This window comes from Priestia sp. JV24 (genome assembly GCF_025910025.1).
Lineage (GTDB): Bacteria > Bacillota > Bacilli > Bacillales > Bacillaceae_H > Priestia > Priestia megaterium.
On record NZ_JAPCIN010000023.1, the window covers coordinates 269,068 to 284,378 of the forward strand.

Here is a 15,311-nt window from a genome sequence, read left to right on the forward strand (position 1 = left end):
TAAGGAAATAAAACCTTTATATACGCTTATCTTCTTATTAATATATCGGAATACATTGTGAAAATGTTTATGTAGAGAGATATTCGCAATCAATAGCCTAGGACCTATGTATAAACACAATAAAAAAGACGAATGAAAATTCATTCGTCTCCTTGCGCTATCTAAATTAGTAAATCCAAGCGTCTGCGTCTTTTTTATAGAAAGTCAGCTCTTCACTTTCAAAGAATAAGCTGATTTCACGCTCCGCACTTTCTGGTGAATCTGAGCCGTGAATAATATTCTTATCAACAATCAGTCCATAATCACCTCGAATAGTTCCAGGAAGCGCTTCTTGAGGGTTAGTTTTCCCCACCATTTGACGTGATACTGAAATCACGTTTTCACCTTCCCATACCATAGCAAAAACTGGACCTGATGTGATAAATTTCACTAACTCACCGAAGAAAGGTTTCTCTTTATGTTCACCGTAGTGTGTTTCAGCTAATTCCTGCGAAATATGCATAAGCTTAGCTCCGACTAATTGAAAACCTTTTTTCTCAAAGCGAGAAATAACCTCACCAATAATGCTTCTTTGTACCCCGTCTGGTTTGACCATTAAAAACGTTTTTTGTATCATTTTACTCTCCACCCCTGAAGTTCATGATATGTAAACAAGTTTTGAAAGCGCAATCACACCTCATGAAGATATTAACATTGTTTCGAGCAGTTTACAACTTATGAAAGTAAATAAATCAAAATTTCCGTTTTCCAATGTACTTCGCAATTTGATGCAGCGTTTTTTTCGCCTTGTTTGGCGGCAGTTCTTCTAAAATGCTCATCGCTTTTTGCAGATAACGATCGCTCATCTCAAATGAACGTTCAATGGCGTTAGAAGATTTAATATCAGAAATAATTTCATTGATCAGCTCTTGCTCATATTCCCTCTCGAAAAGCTGTTCTACTTTATCTCGAAACTCAGCATTTTCAATGGCATACAAAACTGGCAGCGTAATATTTCCTTGCAGTAAGTCGCTGCCAACTGGTTTCCCAAGCTGTTCTTCTGATGAGATAAAATCTAAAATGTCATCGGTAATTTGAAATGACATTCCCACGTAATATCCAAACCAAAATAAACGTTTATGTATATCTTCAGGAGCTCCCGCTGCAATTGCACCTAACTGACAGCTTGCAGCAATTAGCAGTGCCGTTTTACGTTTAATTCTACGCAGATACACGCGTAAGTTTTGGTTTAGATTGTATTTGTCCTTAATCTGTTCAATTTCACCGAGCGTTAATTCCACCATCGTATTAGATAAAATTTTATGTGCTTCCACATCTTTAACCTCACTCATAACTTCAAGCGCACGAGCAAAGATGTAATCCCCTGTATACATAGCAATACGATTGTCCCATTTTGCCTTAATTGTTGGTTTTCCGCGTCGCTTATCAGCGTCATCAATAACATCATCATGAACAAGAGACGCCATATGAATCAGCTCAAGCGCTACTGCCACGTGTTTGATTTGGTCGATGTTGTAATGCCCAAATTTAGCTGCCAACAAAACAAATACAGGGCGAATTCGTTTCCCCCCTGCTTGTAAAAGGTGAAGAGAAGCATCTGTGATAAGTGTTTCATCGGTATGAACAGTTTGTTCAAGTTCTTTCTCAATAAGGGTAATATCCGTATTCAAAAAAGCGTACATCATTTTTAGTTTCATTGGACTCACCTTGCATTATATATTCATTCTTTACTCCTTATCCTACAGGCTGTTGCACCTGTAGGACAAGCTTTTTCTCTTTTATCGTTTGTACCCTAGATGCATCGCTGCTACTCCACCTGTGTAAGATTTCACTTCAACATCTGTCAAACCGGCTTCACGGAACATATCAGCCAATTGCTTTTGACCTGGAAAGTCCCTTGCTGACTCTTGAAGCCATGAATATTCATCATAGCTTTTAGCGACCATCTTTCCAAGCGCAGGCATAATATACTTAAAGTAAAGCAAGTACATTTGTCGGTAGCCGATCATCGTGGGCTGAGACGTTTCAAGGCACACCACTTTTCCGCCAGGTTTCACGACGCGCTGCATTTCCTTTAAAACTTGAAGGTAATCGGGCACGTTGCGCAGTCCGAATCCAATCGTTACATAGTCAAATGAATTATCTTCAAAAGGAAGTTCCATTGCATTGCCATGTAGTAAGGTAATATTTGAAAAAGGTGAGTTTTTTACTTTCTCTTCACCAATCTTTAGCATATTTTGACTAAAATCCAGGCCAACTGCCTCTCCTGTTTCTCCAACTGCTTCAGCCATAGCTAGCGTCCAATCCGCAGTTCCGCAACAAACATCTAAAGCTTTTGTTCCTTTTTGAACATTCATTCGCTTCATCGTATCTTTGCGCCATGCCTTATGACGCTGAAAACTAATAACAGAATTCATTTGATCATAATTTTTGTATATTTTTTCAAATACGCCATGGACACGCTGTTCTTTTGATTGCTGCATATCTCTATCCTTCTCCTACGACATTTTTCAGCACTTCTAAGCTAGATGTAAGTTCATCTAAGTGCTCTCTTAAAAACTCATTCATCACAAATTCACTTCGTAAGTATCCTCTAACAATGTTTACAGACTGTTGAGTATACGAATAAAGGTATTCTTTTATTTGTTCTTGATTCATACCAATTTGTTTGCAATAGTTTAGCAAGAGAGTAGACTCTTTATGCTGCAATGACTTTAATTGCTTTAATATCCCGTTCAAATACGCTGCATGTTTTAAAAGTTCTTTCCACTCTTCACGTTCAAAATAGTCACATAAGCATCTTACAAACGATGATTCTGCTGCTAAAAAACTATTCATAACGTCGTGTGGATTAGTAGAGCGATTGTTATAAATGTGTATCTTAGCGATATTAATTTCTTTAATAGCAGATGCTATAACTTTCATTAAATTCAGCTGGTTGCTTTGAGCTAAATAGTAATAGTACAGGCCGCTGTAATAATCTCCGGCCAAAACTACCAGCTGCCGCTCATGCAGCTTTCCTTCATTTCCGCTAACATTTTGAGTGGAGACTAGATCGTGGGTATCAAGTGCGGTTTGAACGAGCATCACAGATAGCACAGAGCTGTTCTTTTTTTCTTCTTCCATTGAAAGAGTATCTAAGAACGAACACATGTACAGTAATCTATTTTCATCAATACGCGGATGATGAATATATTTTTTTACATATGGATGACTTAATTCAACATGAAGCTGTTCTTTCATGTTGGCCACAATATCATAGATGGTTTTTACGCTCATCATCCTTGTCTCCCTTTCCATCACTATTTGTTTAAAGTTCTTTTAACTCCAAATCGATAGTGTCAATTATAACATAATTACATTATAAAATATCCTTTAAATTCTTTTGAAGCTTTTTCACGGTTTAAATCATTTAGCTGCTCATCCGCTTGAACACCGTTCATCTACATACCATCTGGATTTCTTAGACAGTAATTTAAGATATTGCTTTTAGTTTCACCATGTTTTTCCTGTTCTTATTCATTTATTTTAAATATAAATAAAAGCAGGAAAATCCCTGCTTATTTTTTCGTATCGGATTCAATTTCTCCGTGAACAGTCTGAATGACGGCTTTGCCACGAATTTTAATTGCGGATGTATGCTCAGTAAACTGCGCAATCATTACTTCGCCTTTATCTAGTTTTTCTGAATGATGAAATCGCGTATCTGCTCCTCGCGTTAAGCCAATTACGTTAACTCCATCTTCGACCGCTTTAATGACAATATACTCCGGCGTTCCTTTTTGTGTCATATTCTCTTCTCCTTCATCATCCACATTATGATTTAATCAGTGATAAAACTTCAGCTCTAGAACTTGCATCGTGTTCTAACACTCCGCGTACAGCAGAAGTGATTGTCATAGCTCCAGGCTTTTTAATGCCTCGCATGGTCATACACATGTGCTCTGCTTCCACTACTACCATTACCCCGTGCGGCTCTAATGTTTCTACAATAGAATCCGCCACTGTAGATGTAATTCTCTCCTGAAGCTGAGGACGTTTCGCAACAGCTTCTACTGCTCTTGCCAGCTTACTTAAACCGGTCACTCGTCCGCCTTTTGGAATATACGCAACATGAGCTTTTCCATAAAAAGGCACTAAGTGATGTTCACACATAGAGTAAAAGGGAATATCTTTTACAAGCACTAGCTCTTCATGATCTTCTCCAAAAACTGTTTTAAAATGTTCTTTTGGATCTTCATTCAACCCGGAAAAGACTTCCTCATACATTTTAGCTACTCGCTTTGGTGTATCTAATAATCCTTCACGGTTTGGATCTTCGCCAATTGCTTCTAAAATTAGTCTCACGGCTTGTTCGATCTGTGGTTTATTTACAGATGACATGTTGTTGCCCTCCAATTCGTTGCATTACGACTTTATGAAAAAAATTCTAGCATATGTATATACCAAAGGCAAAAAAGAAAGGTCGCAAATGTGCGACCTTTCAAAGCTCTTCATCAACGGCTATGAATAAAGCCATTTTATGTAGATATTATTTTACAGCATCTTTAAGAGCTTTACCTGGTTTGAATGCAGGAACTTTGCTAGCAGGAATTTCGATTTCTTCGCCAGTTTGTGGATTGCGTCCTTTACGAGCAGCACGTTCACGTACTTCGAAGTTACCAAAACCGATAAGTTGAACTTTGTCCTCAGCTTTTAAAGCTTCTAAAATTGTATCGAAAACAGCATCAACTGCTTTTGTAGCATCCTTTTTTGAAAGCTCACTTGCTTCTGCAACAGCATTAATTAATTCTGTCTTGTTCATGCCATTCACCTCCTCCCAAAATCGGATCATATAATAACTAAAAACCTTGTTAGAAAAGGAATCTAGTAATTCGTTATATCTCATTCTTTAACAAAACAAATGGATATTATACATAACCTATGTATCGACAAGCCTAATCATAAACGATTGAACTAAATAATTCAATGTTTTTCATTCATCTGCCGTATGTATGTAGTGAAAACAGTATGATCGATCGATTTCTGTTAAAAGATTAACATATTGAACAAGGCATAGCAAGCAGAAAATAACGCAGGAACAGGATAACCACGCGATCTATCACAATATATGTAAAGTTTTGTATGATCTATCCAAAAAGAAGAGGCTCCTTTATGAGGAGCCTAACGTTACATGCTTATAGAATAATCGCGATTAAACCTCCGGATCCTTCGTTAATAATCCGTTCTAGCGTTTCTTTTAACTTATATCGTGCATTTTCAGGCATCAGCGACAGCTTTCCTTGAATTCCTTCTCTTACAATTGAACTTAGAGAGCGGCCAAATATATCTGAATTCCAAATTGAAAGCGGATCATCTTCAAAGTCTTGCATCAAATAACGAACTAATTCTTCGCTTTGCTTCTCCGTTCCGATAATCGGCGCAAATTCTGATTCTACATCCACTTTAATCATGTGTATAGAAGGTGCCACTGCTTTTAAACGAACTCCAAAACGCGATCCTTGGCGAATAATTTCAGGTTCATCAAGGCTCATATCCGAAAGCGAAGGTGCAGCTACACCATAACCCGTTTGTTTAACCATACGAAGGGCATCAGAGACTTGATCATACTCGGTTTTTGCATGCACAAAATCTTGCATTAACTGCAGCAAATGATCTCTTCCGCGAATTTCTACTCCTACGATTTCTTTCAAAATCTGGTCGTATAAGTCATCTGGAGCATATAAGTCAATTTCAGCAATTCCCTGCCCCATCTCAATTCCGGCTAATCGAGCCTGATCGATAAATTCAAACTGGCTAAATTGCTCTACTACCCGTTCAACGTCTCTCAGCCTCTTAATATCTTTTACCGTTTCTTTAACGGCTTCTTGATAGCTTTCACGCAGCCAATGTTTATCTTTTAAAACCATTACCCAGCTTGGTAGATTAACGTTGACTTCTAATACAGGGAACTCGTAGAGTGCTTCTCTTAATACGTTCATCACATCAGTATCGCGCATGCTTTCCACGCTCATCGCTAATACTGGAATATCATATTTTTCATTAAGCTTTGCACGAAGCTTTTCTGTATCAGGATGATATGGCTGTACGGTATTAATAACCATGATAAATGGTTTGCCTACTTCTTTTAATTCATTAATGACGCGCTCTTCTGCTTCCACGTAATCTTGACGAGGTATATCTCCAATTGAGCCATCTGTTGTAATGACGACACCAATCGTCGAGTGTTCTTGAATTACCTTTCTCGTTCCAATTTCAGCCGCTTCGTGAAATGGAATGGGTTCTTCATACCAAGGTGTATTGATCATTCGAGGTCCGTTTTCATCTTCGTACCCTTTAGCCCCTGGCACCGTATATCCTACACAATCTACTAACCGTATGTTAACTTCTAGCCCGTCATCTACCAAAACATTAACTGCTTGATTCGGTACGAATTTCGGCTCAGTTGTCATAATCGTTTTTCCAGCTGCACTTTGTGGTAGTTCATCTTGTGTGCGAGCTCTTTCTGCCTCGTTCTCGATGTGAGGCAGGACCACCAGCTCCATAAATTTTTTAATAAATGTAGATTTTCCTGTTCGAACTGCTCCCACCACACCTAAATATATATCGCCTCCTGTACGTTCAGCGATATCTTTAAATACATCCACCTTTTCCAAAAGATCCCCTCCGATCTATGAGTTCATGGAATATGACATCCATTGCGAGAGTAAATTAGGACACTATATAGTTATGACGTTGTCCTATTAAAATATGACTTTTGATAGAAAAATTTATGATTTTTTTCATGCACATGCTGACTTAGTCATTCTGATTATCATTATTGGTGTACAAGAAAGAGAAAACCCCTTCTCTCTGAATATTATTCAAGGAGAAGGGGTTCATGACTTATTTTTTAAAAAATATTGGTTCATTCTTATCGTTGACTGTATAAGGAAGAGAGTAAGCAGGTACAAAATCACTGTTTTCCACAAGGAGCTTTCGTATATCTTCACCAGGTTTGTAGGAGCTTTTATGCTTTTGAATGGCATCATACAAATCAGGACGATAATCTACAAATACATCTCCCTGCCCATTAACAATTAAAGAAAGACTATTCCCTGTATATGGGCTAGTAACGACAGGAGGCTCTTTCATATTCAATTTTTTATAATTAATAGAGAATACGCCGGGAGCGATGACGTCTTTAAACGGTACGTACCCTTTATGATTTTGACGGTATATATTCAAATGTACGTTAACATCTTGAATCGTATCCGCCATCCGTAAGTCTAATAATTTAACCGTGGGCTTTGTTTCTGCATCCACAAGTACGTACGCAAATACCCCTCCGCTTTCATATGAATTTCCAGGTGCGTCTTGCATGTATCTAGGAACAATTTTCGTAAAGTCAATCGGATATTTTTGATAAATCGGCGTGTCCATATCTTTCGTTTTTATTGGCAATAAGCCTCCGCTTTCTTGTTTAAATTGATCAACCGCCGTTTGCACGGAAGCAACTTGATCTTTATAAGGAACTTGATTTTGAGACATTCTTTCCGTCGGGTACAAACAACCGGATAATACAAAAATGGTTAACCCAACAATAGACGTTAGCATGAATTTTTTCATTTTTCTCACCCTACCATATGTACATTAAGCATCTGTCGGCCCGCTGAATACAACAATTACCATAATAAGACCTGCTACAATCATAAGCGAATAGGCAATGAAAGCGAGTACAATTTTACCAATGCGGTTCGTAATTTTATAACGACTAAAGTAAATAGAAAATACCGAAATAAACATAAATACAATGGAGCCCAATGAAATCCACATCTTTAACAAACCTGGCGACAAATTGCATCCACTCCTTTTTTCACCGTTATTATAACATAAGGACTTATAGTTAAGATGGATATTGATAGAACTTTCTAAATTAACTATTTATTTACCTTCCAGTGATTCATGGTCTATAGTAATTACTTTCCTATTAAATTGACAAATTCCTGCTTTTTCACATAAAAAAATCGAAGCGAAGGGGGCTCTTCGCTTCGATCATAACTAAATATTCCCATACTAACAGTTCTACTCATCTTTATTTACACGTTATTTTATGCAAGTAAATGATTTTGGGTATCACCAATTGCCTATTTTTTCATATTTCTTTGCACTTAATTTAATTTTTCTCCTAAAACATTCGCTAAATCTTCCATTTCATGTGTTTTAGTACGAGACATAAGCGCGTCTACTGCATCCTTTGCCTTCACATCATTAAACAGTACATTATATAAAGCATCAGCAATCGGCATTTTTACGTCATATTTTTGAGATAGCTGGTAAGCTGCTTTCGTGGTGCGTACACCTTCTACAACCATTCCCATATTTTCTAATACTTCGTCTAAATTTTTGCCTTTTCCAAGAAGATTACCAGCGCGCCAATTTCGAGAATGAACGCTTGTACACGTTACAATCAAGTCTCCAATCCCCGTTAAACCTGAGAACGTCAGAGGATTAGCACCAAGCACAGTACCTAAACGAGCGATTTCAGCCAAGCCACGAGTCATAAGAGCGGCCTTCGCATTGTCACCATATCCAAGTCCATCCGTGATACCAGCAGCAAGAGCAATAATATTTTTTAACGCTCCCCCAATTTCCACACCAATCACATCAGGATTTGTATAAACACGGAAGTACTGCTGATTATTAAATAAATCCTGCACTTTTTCTGCTGCTTGTATGTTTGTTGAAGCTGACGTCACAGTTGTCGGCTGCCTTCTACTTACTTCTTCAGCATGACTCGGACCTGATAAGACAACGATGTCTTTTGTATCAATTTCTTGTTGAATCATTTGAGATATACGTAAAAGAGAATCCGGTTCAATCCCTTTACTTACGTGAACAATTGTAAATAGTTCATCGGTAAGGGATTTTAGCTGCTGCAACACTTCACGAATCGCCTTCGTTGGAACAGCTAAAATAAGGGTTTCAACACCTTCTATTGCCTTTTCTAATGACGTAAAACCTTTAATCTGATGAGGAAGCTCTACACCAGGCAAATATTTTTCATTCTTATGCGTCTCGTTGATTTGATCAATGACTTGTTGTCTATGTCCCCAAATGCGAACATCGTGTCCATTTTCCGCCAATACGAAAGCTAATGCAGTTCCCCAGCTTCCTGCTCCTAGTACAGCTATTCTTTCCACGCCGATCACATCCTCTGTTATTTTCTTGGTCTTGCAATAATTTTAATTGGAGTTCCTTCAAATCCAAAAGCTTCACGAAGCTTATTTTCTAAGAAACGTTTATATGAAAAATGCATTAGCTCAGGATCATTTACAAACACAACAAAAGTTGGCGGCTTAATTGCTACTTGAGTTGTGTAATAGATTTTTAAGCGGTTGCCGTTGTGAGTAGGCGTAGGGTTCATTGCTACTGCATCCATAATCACATCATTTAAGATGCTTGTTTCTACACGTACCGCATGGCTTTCGCTTGCAAGATCAATCATTGGCAATAGCGTATGCGTACGTTTTTTCGTTTTAGCTGAAAGGAATACAATTGGAGCATATGTTAAGAACTGAAAATGCTCACGTATATTCTCTTCAAATTTTTTCATTGTTTTTTCATCTTTTTCTACTGTATCCCATTTGTTTACAACGATGACAACAGCTTTTCCAGCTTCTTGTGCATAGCCAGCAATCTTCTTATCTTGTTCAATAATACCCTCTTCAGCATTTAATACAACTAAGACAACATCTGAGCGTTCAATTGCCTTTAATGCGCGCAGTACGCTGTATTTTTCAGTACTCTCGTACACTTTTCCACGCTTTCTCATTCCAGCTGTATCAATAACAACATATTCTTGATCTTCTTTTGTAAACTTTGTATCAATGGCATCGCGTGTCGTGCCGGCAAGATCACTGACAATAACACGGTCTTCACCTAGAAGAGCATTAACTAATGAAGATTTCCCTACGTTAGGACGACCAATCAATGAAAATTTAATGACTTCTTCTCCGTAATCTTCGTCTTTTTCTTTTGGAAAGTGCTTAGCTGCCTCGTCTAGCAGGTCACCTAAACCTAAACCATGCGTTCCTGAGATTGGGAACGGTTCTCCATATCCTAGTGCGTAGAAATCATAGATTAATTCTCTCATTTCAGGATTATCTACTTTATTAACAGCTAGGACAACGGGCTTTTTGGATTTGTATAAAATTTTCGCCACTTCTTCATCAGCTGCAGTAATTCCATCGCGTCCATTTACTAGAAAAATGATTACGTCCGCTTCATCAATTGCAATTTCTGCCTGCTGTTTGATCTGTTCTAAAAATGGCTCATCTCCAATATCAATACCGCCGGTATCAATAATGTTAAAGTCCACATTCAGCCACTCACCTGAACTATAGATACGATCACGAGTTACACCCGGAATATCTTCTACAATAGATACTCGCTCTCCTACAATTCGGTTGAAAATTGTTGATTTTCCTACGTTGGGACGACCAACAATCGCAATAATTGGTTTTGGCATACGATTCTTCCCTTTCCTTGATCTTTTTTATGTATCGGCAACCAGTCTTTAATCGACTAAAGGTATTTATCTACATGTACAAATAAATAAGATCATTCTTTTTTCAAAAATTGAGGCCATGCAGCGTGGCATGACCTCTACTAATCGATCATAAGCGATAAAGCAGGCTTTTTATCAGCTCTATTTTACATCAAGCTGATTAACTGCCTATCCGCTGAATAAGCATTACTCTTTCAATCAAACAATTTTATCAAAAATCACCGGTAACAACAATATAATTTTACGAAATCTCTTCTTCTATTTGTAAGTACTTTGCTTTTGCCTGTGAGACTTCAGCACGTACAAATCTAAATAAGCAGAGAAATAAACCAGCATCTCCCAAATAAACATAGCTCCTACTGCTGTTGCTAAAACGTCGAGTGTCCGAAGAGACCCTACTTCATAAGATGCAATATCTCGAATGACAACTGCGTATAAAAAATCTCCTCCAACTACACCTAAAATGAGCGCTGCGAATCTTTTTTCAGCATCTTTAATCACCATAAAGCAAATATATAAGATAAGTCCAGTCAAAATCCACTTACGGTCAATAAAAATCCATACAGGATCATAGAGCTCAAGTAAACAAAAACCAGCATAGGCAATTATTATTATGCCGCATACAATAACATAATATAACTGCTGAAACCTGCTGTAGCCTGAAGCATAAACACACGCTACCCCCACTAAAAACAAAGCGGTATAGCTACATGAAAACTGAGCCATATGCATGTTCATTCCGCTTAGGAGTATACTGATTAATATAATGGCTGCTACCTTCCAACGCCTAAGTGTTTTGGGCATAAGAAAAGTCGTAACAATCCATCCCATCCACGAAAGCCAATAAAAGAAAATTCCGTCCACTGAATATGGCACCTCCTCTACCTGTCATCAGTATGTATCAATTTGGTAAAACTTAATCGGAGTTTTAGAATAGAACCTCTTATTTTGGACAACCTATCAGAAAAAAGGAGGGAATCTAAAATGGGAAAAGATCGTCAAGAGAAAAAATTAAAAGAATCAAAACGAGTTGAATCTGACCGTGATCAAGGACTTCACTATCCGGGAGCAACTAGCTTGCAAAGTCCTGAAGAAGCGCGCGAGTTAAATGAGCATAAATAAAAAAATGCGCTGACTAAGTCAGCGCATTTTTTTATTTTAAAACTGGATGTGAAACAGGATAGGAACGTTCTTTCTTTCCTGTAAACAAAAAGAGAACTCCTCCCACTAACAATAGTGCTCCTGACAAATAAAACCCGAATTCCATACTTCCAAGTTTATCTGCAAAATATCCGGTAATGTAAGGTGCAAAGATCGATGACAGCATGCCGCTGAAGTTGAAAAAACCGTACACTTTAGAGTACATGGACGATGGAGTAATATCCGCCATATACGAAATCAAAATCGGATCTAATGCTAATTTACCTATCAAACCGTACACAATTAAGCCGATTAATAGCCAAGAATAACTCTCTGTATAGGGAATAAAAAATTGACACAAAGCGCCCGCTACTGACAAACTCACAATTAATGCTTTTTTATTTGCAATTCGATCAGATATATACCCAAAGAAGATTGCTCCTGGAATGGACGCCCAAGGTACTAAAGATGCTATGATGCCTGTTTGAGACCCTTCTAAGCCTCGCGAGTGCTGCAAATAATAAGGAAGCCAAGTCAGCATCCCAAAAAATCCGTAAAGAGAGCAGAAGATTAAAATGTATACGAAAATATGATTTTTTGTAAATAATACTTTTAGCGACTGCTTTGTTTCTTTATTTAGCGAATTTTTTTCTTGATCCCTTTGCTTATCTTTTACAAAGAAAGCTATTAAAATAGCTATTACTATAGTTGGAATAGCAAATAAGTAAAAAGTAAACTGCCAGTCTTTTTCTAACGTATATGTAATGTATGTAGAACCGATAAAACCAAGTGATATACCAAAAGCCATTCCACTATTAATGAGCGCCGACACTAAACCTCGGTATCGTTCAGATGTGATGCTCGAAGAAATTCCGTATTGTGAACCATAATACGTTCCTTCTCCAAGTCCTGTCAGCGCCCGCATAAGTAAGAACATACCGAAAGTAGTTGTAAGTCCTGTAACAAATGTGGCAACTCCAAACAAGATGTATCCAGCTACTAAGATCTTAACGCGACCAAATTGATCTGCCAAAAAACCCGTTGGAATTTGCATAGCTGCATATGCTGCAAAAAATACGGTAGACATTAGCCCAAGTTCAGATTTATTAAGATCCCACTGCGCACCGATATCTCCCATAACCGGAGATAAAATATTACGATCTGCATACATGAAAACCCAACCTAAAAAGAAAAGAAAAATTGTAAATATAGGATGTCCCTTTTTCATCACGCCACCTCTTTTTTCTGATTTTTCTGTTTGTTTTACTTATTATAAGGGGCTAACGTTTGGGATTTCATGCTTTTTGTCACTTCTTCTGCCAACATTTTTTGTTTTTTTAAATGAAAACGCGATCATTCATCTTTTAAAGAAATAAAAAAGCACGCAGTCAACTGCATGCTTTTTTATGATCTGTTATTAAATGTTTCTATAGATACATTTCGCTGAGTCAGCCAACTATGGGTATCCCCTGTAATAACTAGAGGCATTTGCTGAAGCTTAGCAATAGAGGTTGCTCCTAGCGCAGCCATGATGAACGTTAACTCCTCATGCAGCTCGGCTATCTCTTCTACAACTGCTTCTAAACCAGACTTCATTAAAATAGATAAAAAATATCCTGCCATTCCCGTTGCAGAAGCTCCTAACGCAATAGACTTAGCAATATCCATAGAGGTTTGAATACCTCCCGAACCAATAATGGACATACCTTCTACGTGCTGAGATACTTCTGCTAAAGAAGCTGCTGTGGAAATTCCCCAATCATTAAAGAAGTGAAAATGTTTTGCTCGTCTTTCATTTTCGATTTTCGAAAAATTGGTACCACCGTACCCACCAATATCAACGATTTCAACACCAACATCTTTAAGCTTTTGCACTGCTTGAGCGCTCATCCCAAAACCTACTTCTTTGACAATTACAGGAACGGTTACTTCTTGGACAATGCGTTCAATACGACGTAATGCATCGGTAAAATCACGATCTCCCTCCGGCATGACCAGTTCTTGTATAACATTTAAATGAATTTGAAGTCCATTTGCTTCAAGCATATCAACTGCTTTTTTAGCTTGTTCAACTGTAGCTTCACTGCCTAGGTTGGCAAAAATAATTCCGTTAGGGTTTTCTTGACGCACTACTCTGTATGATTGTTCTTCCTTTTCATCTTTAATCGCAGCCATCTGCGATCCAACGGCCATTGCTAATTGACCATGATGAGCAATTTGAGCAAACGAACGGTTAATCCGTTCCGTTTCTTGTCCGCCTCCGCCCGTCATAGCATTTATAAAAATTGGCGAACTTAACAAAAGTTCGCCAATTTTTGTATCAATATGAACATCGTGCACGCCAGTATTTGGCAAGCTATTATGAACGAAGCGAATATCATCCAGCCCGTGCAGCCGATGCTGTCCCGTTTGAATCGCATGATGAATGTGATCAATTTTACGTTTTGCTCTGCTCACAAATCATCACCATTACTTATCTTAATTTTTTTAATTGATCCCCAATCATATCACCTAATTGGAAACCTTTTGACTCTTCTTGTAATTCATAGTCACCGTAATCTTCTTGTTCTTCTTCCTCAAGATCACGAATGCTTAACGAAACGCGTCGTTCTTGTTCATTCACATCAAGTACTTTCACCGTCACTTTTTCGCCTTCAGAAAGCACTTCATGCGGTGTCCCGATATGCTTATGGGAAATTTGAGAAATGTGTACAAGTCCTTCTACTCCAGGTAGAACTTCCACAAAAGCTCCAAAAGATACAAGTCTTTTAACGGTTCCATCTACTACATCACCTTGGCGAAGCTTCGTAGAAATGTTGGACCATGGACCTTCTAACGTATCTTTAATAGATAATGAAACACGCCCCGTTGATTTGTCAACAGACAATACTTTGACTTTCACAGCATCTCCCTCAGCTACTACATCTGAAGGTTTTTCTACACGCGTATGTGAAAGCTGAGAAATGTGCACTAACCCATCTACTCCGCCTACATCTACAAACGCTCCAAAGTCTGTTAAGCGCTGAACGGTTCCTTCTAAAACCTGACCTTCTTTTAATGACTCAAGAACATTTTCTTTTTGTTGTACAAGCTCTTCTTCTACAACTGCACGATGCGAAAGGATCACGCGATTTTTTTCTTTATCTAATTCCACTACTTTGACCGTAAGAGTTTGATCTTGATACTCTGCAAAATCATCAACGAAATGAGTTTCAACAAGAGAAGCTGGAATGAACCCTCTTACACCAATATCTACTACTAATCCGCCTTTGACAATTTCTTTGACTACCGCTTCAAACACTTCACCTGAAGAAAGTTTTGCTTCTAAACCATCCCATGCTTTTTCAGCATCTACAGCTCGTTTAGATAGCACAAGCAAATCGTCTTCCACTTTAATTACTTTCGCTTCGACTTCGGCACCTTCTTGGATTACATCGCCTGCTTTTTCAATATGTAAGCTCGCTAATTCACTAATTGGAATAATACCGTCTAGTTTGCTGTTAGGTACATCTACATACACTTGCTTTTCTTCTACTTTTGTAATAGTACCTTTTACTGTTTCTCCTACTTCTAATGACGTTACCTCTACTTGATTCATATCTTCTGTCATCGTCTTTTCCTC

The 15,311-nt window shown here is 38.0% G+C and carries 17 protein-coding genes; 1 reads left to right on the forward strand and 16 read right to left on the reverse strand.

Features of this window, described 5'->3' with window-relative positions:
- Nucleotides 1–166 precede the first annotated feature (166 nt).
- The 13 genes from ndk to OK414_RS22655 all read right to left on the reverse strand — a co-directional run bounded on the left by ndk (nt 167) and on the right by OK414_RS22655 (nt 11,413).
- The gene (gene ndk, locus OK414_RS22595) at nt 167–616 is read right to left on the reverse strand and encodes a nucleoside-diphosphate kinase (protein WP_013059010.1); all 450 of its coding nucleotides are present in this window, start codon (nt 614–616) and stop codon (nt 167–169) included.
- Nucleotides 617–731: 115 nt separating this feature from the next.
- Nucleotides 732–1,697: a heptaprenyl diphosphate synthase component II gene (gene hepT, locus OK414_RS22600; RefSeq protein WP_013084891.1), complete on the reverse strand. Its 966-nt coding sequence runs from the start codon at nt 1,695–1,697 to the stop codon at nt 732–734.
- An 81-nt stretch (nt 1,698–1,778) separates the two neighbouring features.
- Nucleotides 1,779–2,483, reverse strand: coding sequence for a demethylmenaquinone methyltransferase (locus OK414_RS22605; RefSeq protein WP_013059012.1), 705 nt, complete (start codon nt 2,481–2,483; stop codon nt 1,779–1,781).
- A gap of 4 nt (nt 2,484–2,487) precedes the next feature.
- Nucleotides 2,488–3,282, reverse strand: a complete 795-nt coding sequence (locus tag OK414_RS22610) for a heptaprenyl diphosphate synthase component 1 (RefSeq protein ID WP_026106690.1) — start codon at nt 3,280–3,282, stop codon at nt 2,488–2,490.
- Nucleotides 3,283–3,560: 278 nt separating this feature from the next.
- Nucleotides 3,561–3,791, reverse strand: a complete 231-nt coding sequence (gene mtrB / locus OK414_RS22615; protein WP_013059014.1) for a trp RNA-binding attenuation protein MtrB — start codon at nt 3,789–3,791, stop codon at nt 3,561–3,563.
- Nucleotides 3,792–3,816: 25 nt separating this feature from the next.
- Complete coding sequence (gene folE, locus OK414_RS22620; RefSeq protein WP_013059015.1) at nt 3,817–4,383, reverse strand: GTP cyclohydrolase I FolE; 567 nt, start codon at nt 4,381–4,383, stop codon at nt 3,817–3,819.
- Nucleotides 4,384–4,531: 148 nt separating this feature from the next.
- Nucleotides 4,532–4,804 (reverse strand): HU family DNA-binding protein, encoded by a 273-nt coding sequence (locus tag OK414_RS22625; RefSeq protein WP_013059016.1) that lies wholly within the window; start codon nt 4,802–4,804, stop codon nt 4,532–4,534.
- Between the two features lie 373 nt (nt 4,805–5,177).
- The gene (gene spoIVA / locus OK414_RS22630) at nt 5,178–6,656 is read right to left on the reverse strand and encodes a stage IV sporulation protein A (RefSeq protein WP_013059017.1); all 1,479 of its coding nucleotides are present in this window, start codon (nt 6,654–6,656) and stop codon (nt 5,178–5,180) included.
- A 229-nt stretch (nt 6,657–6,885) separates the two neighbouring features.
- A complete protein-coding gene (locus tag OK414_RS22635; protein WP_034649076.1) occupies nt 6,886–7,608 on the reverse strand; it encodes a hypothetical protein in 723 nt (240 codons plus the stop codon).
- Between the two features lie 24 nt (nt 7,609–7,632).
- Entirely contained in the window at nt 7,633–7,836 is a 204-nt protein-coding gene (locus OK414_RS22640) for a DUF2768 domain-containing protein (protein WP_013059020.1), read from the reverse strand.
- A 314-nt stretch (nt 7,837–8,150) separates the two neighbouring features.
- The gene (locus tag OK414_RS22645; protein WP_013084894.1) at nt 8,151–9,182 is read right to left on the reverse strand and encodes an NAD(P)H-dependent glycerol-3-phosphate dehydrogenase; all 1,032 of its coding nucleotides are present in this window, start codon (nt 9,180–9,182) and stop codon (nt 8,151–8,153) included.
- Nucleotides 9,183–9,199: 17 nt separating this feature from the next.
- Complete coding sequence (gene der, locus OK414_RS22650) at nt 9,200–10,510, reverse strand: ribosome biogenesis GTPase Der (protein WP_013084895.1); 1,311 nt, start codon at nt 10,508–10,510, stop codon at nt 9,200–9,202.
- A 297-nt stretch (nt 10,511–10,807) separates the two neighbouring features.
- Nucleotides 10,808–11,413: a hypothetical protein gene (locus OK414_RS22655; protein WP_034649071.1), complete on the reverse strand. Its 606-nt coding sequence runs from the start codon at nt 11,411–11,413 to the stop codon at nt 10,808–10,810.
- Nucleotides 11,414–11,533: 120 nt separating this feature from the next.
- Between OK414_RS22655 and OK414_RS22660 the strand changes: the two genes are divergently transcribed.
- Nucleotides 11,534–11,671 (forward strand): YpzI family protein, encoded by a 138-nt coding sequence (locus OK414_RS22660; protein ID WP_013059024.1) that lies wholly within the window; start codon nt 11,534–11,536, stop codon nt 11,669–11,671.
- A 31-nt stretch (nt 11,672–11,702) separates the two neighbouring features.
- Here OK414_RS22660 and OK414_RS22665 read toward each other — a convergent pair whose 3' ends face one another.
- From OK414_RS22665 to rpsA, 3 genes are all read right to left on the reverse strand, one after another.
- Nucleotides 11,703–12,917, reverse strand: coding sequence for an MFS transporter (locus OK414_RS22665; RefSeq protein ID WP_034649069.1), 1,215 nt, complete (start codon nt 12,915–12,917; stop codon nt 11,703–11,705).
- Between the two features lie 176 nt (nt 12,918–13,093).
- Nucleotides 13,094–14,146, reverse strand: coding sequence for a type 2 isopentenyl-diphosphate Delta-isomerase (gene fni, locus OK414_RS22670; protein WP_034649068.1), 1,053 nt, complete (start codon nt 14,144–14,146; stop codon nt 13,094–13,096).
- A gap of 16 nt (nt 14,147–14,162) precedes the next feature.
- Complete coding sequence (gene rpsA, locus OK414_RS22675) at nt 14,163–15,299, reverse strand: 30S ribosomal protein S1 (protein WP_013059027.1); 1,137 nt, start codon at nt 15,297–15,299, stop codon at nt 14,163–14,165.
- Nucleotides 15,300–15,311: the final 12 nt, after the last annotated feature.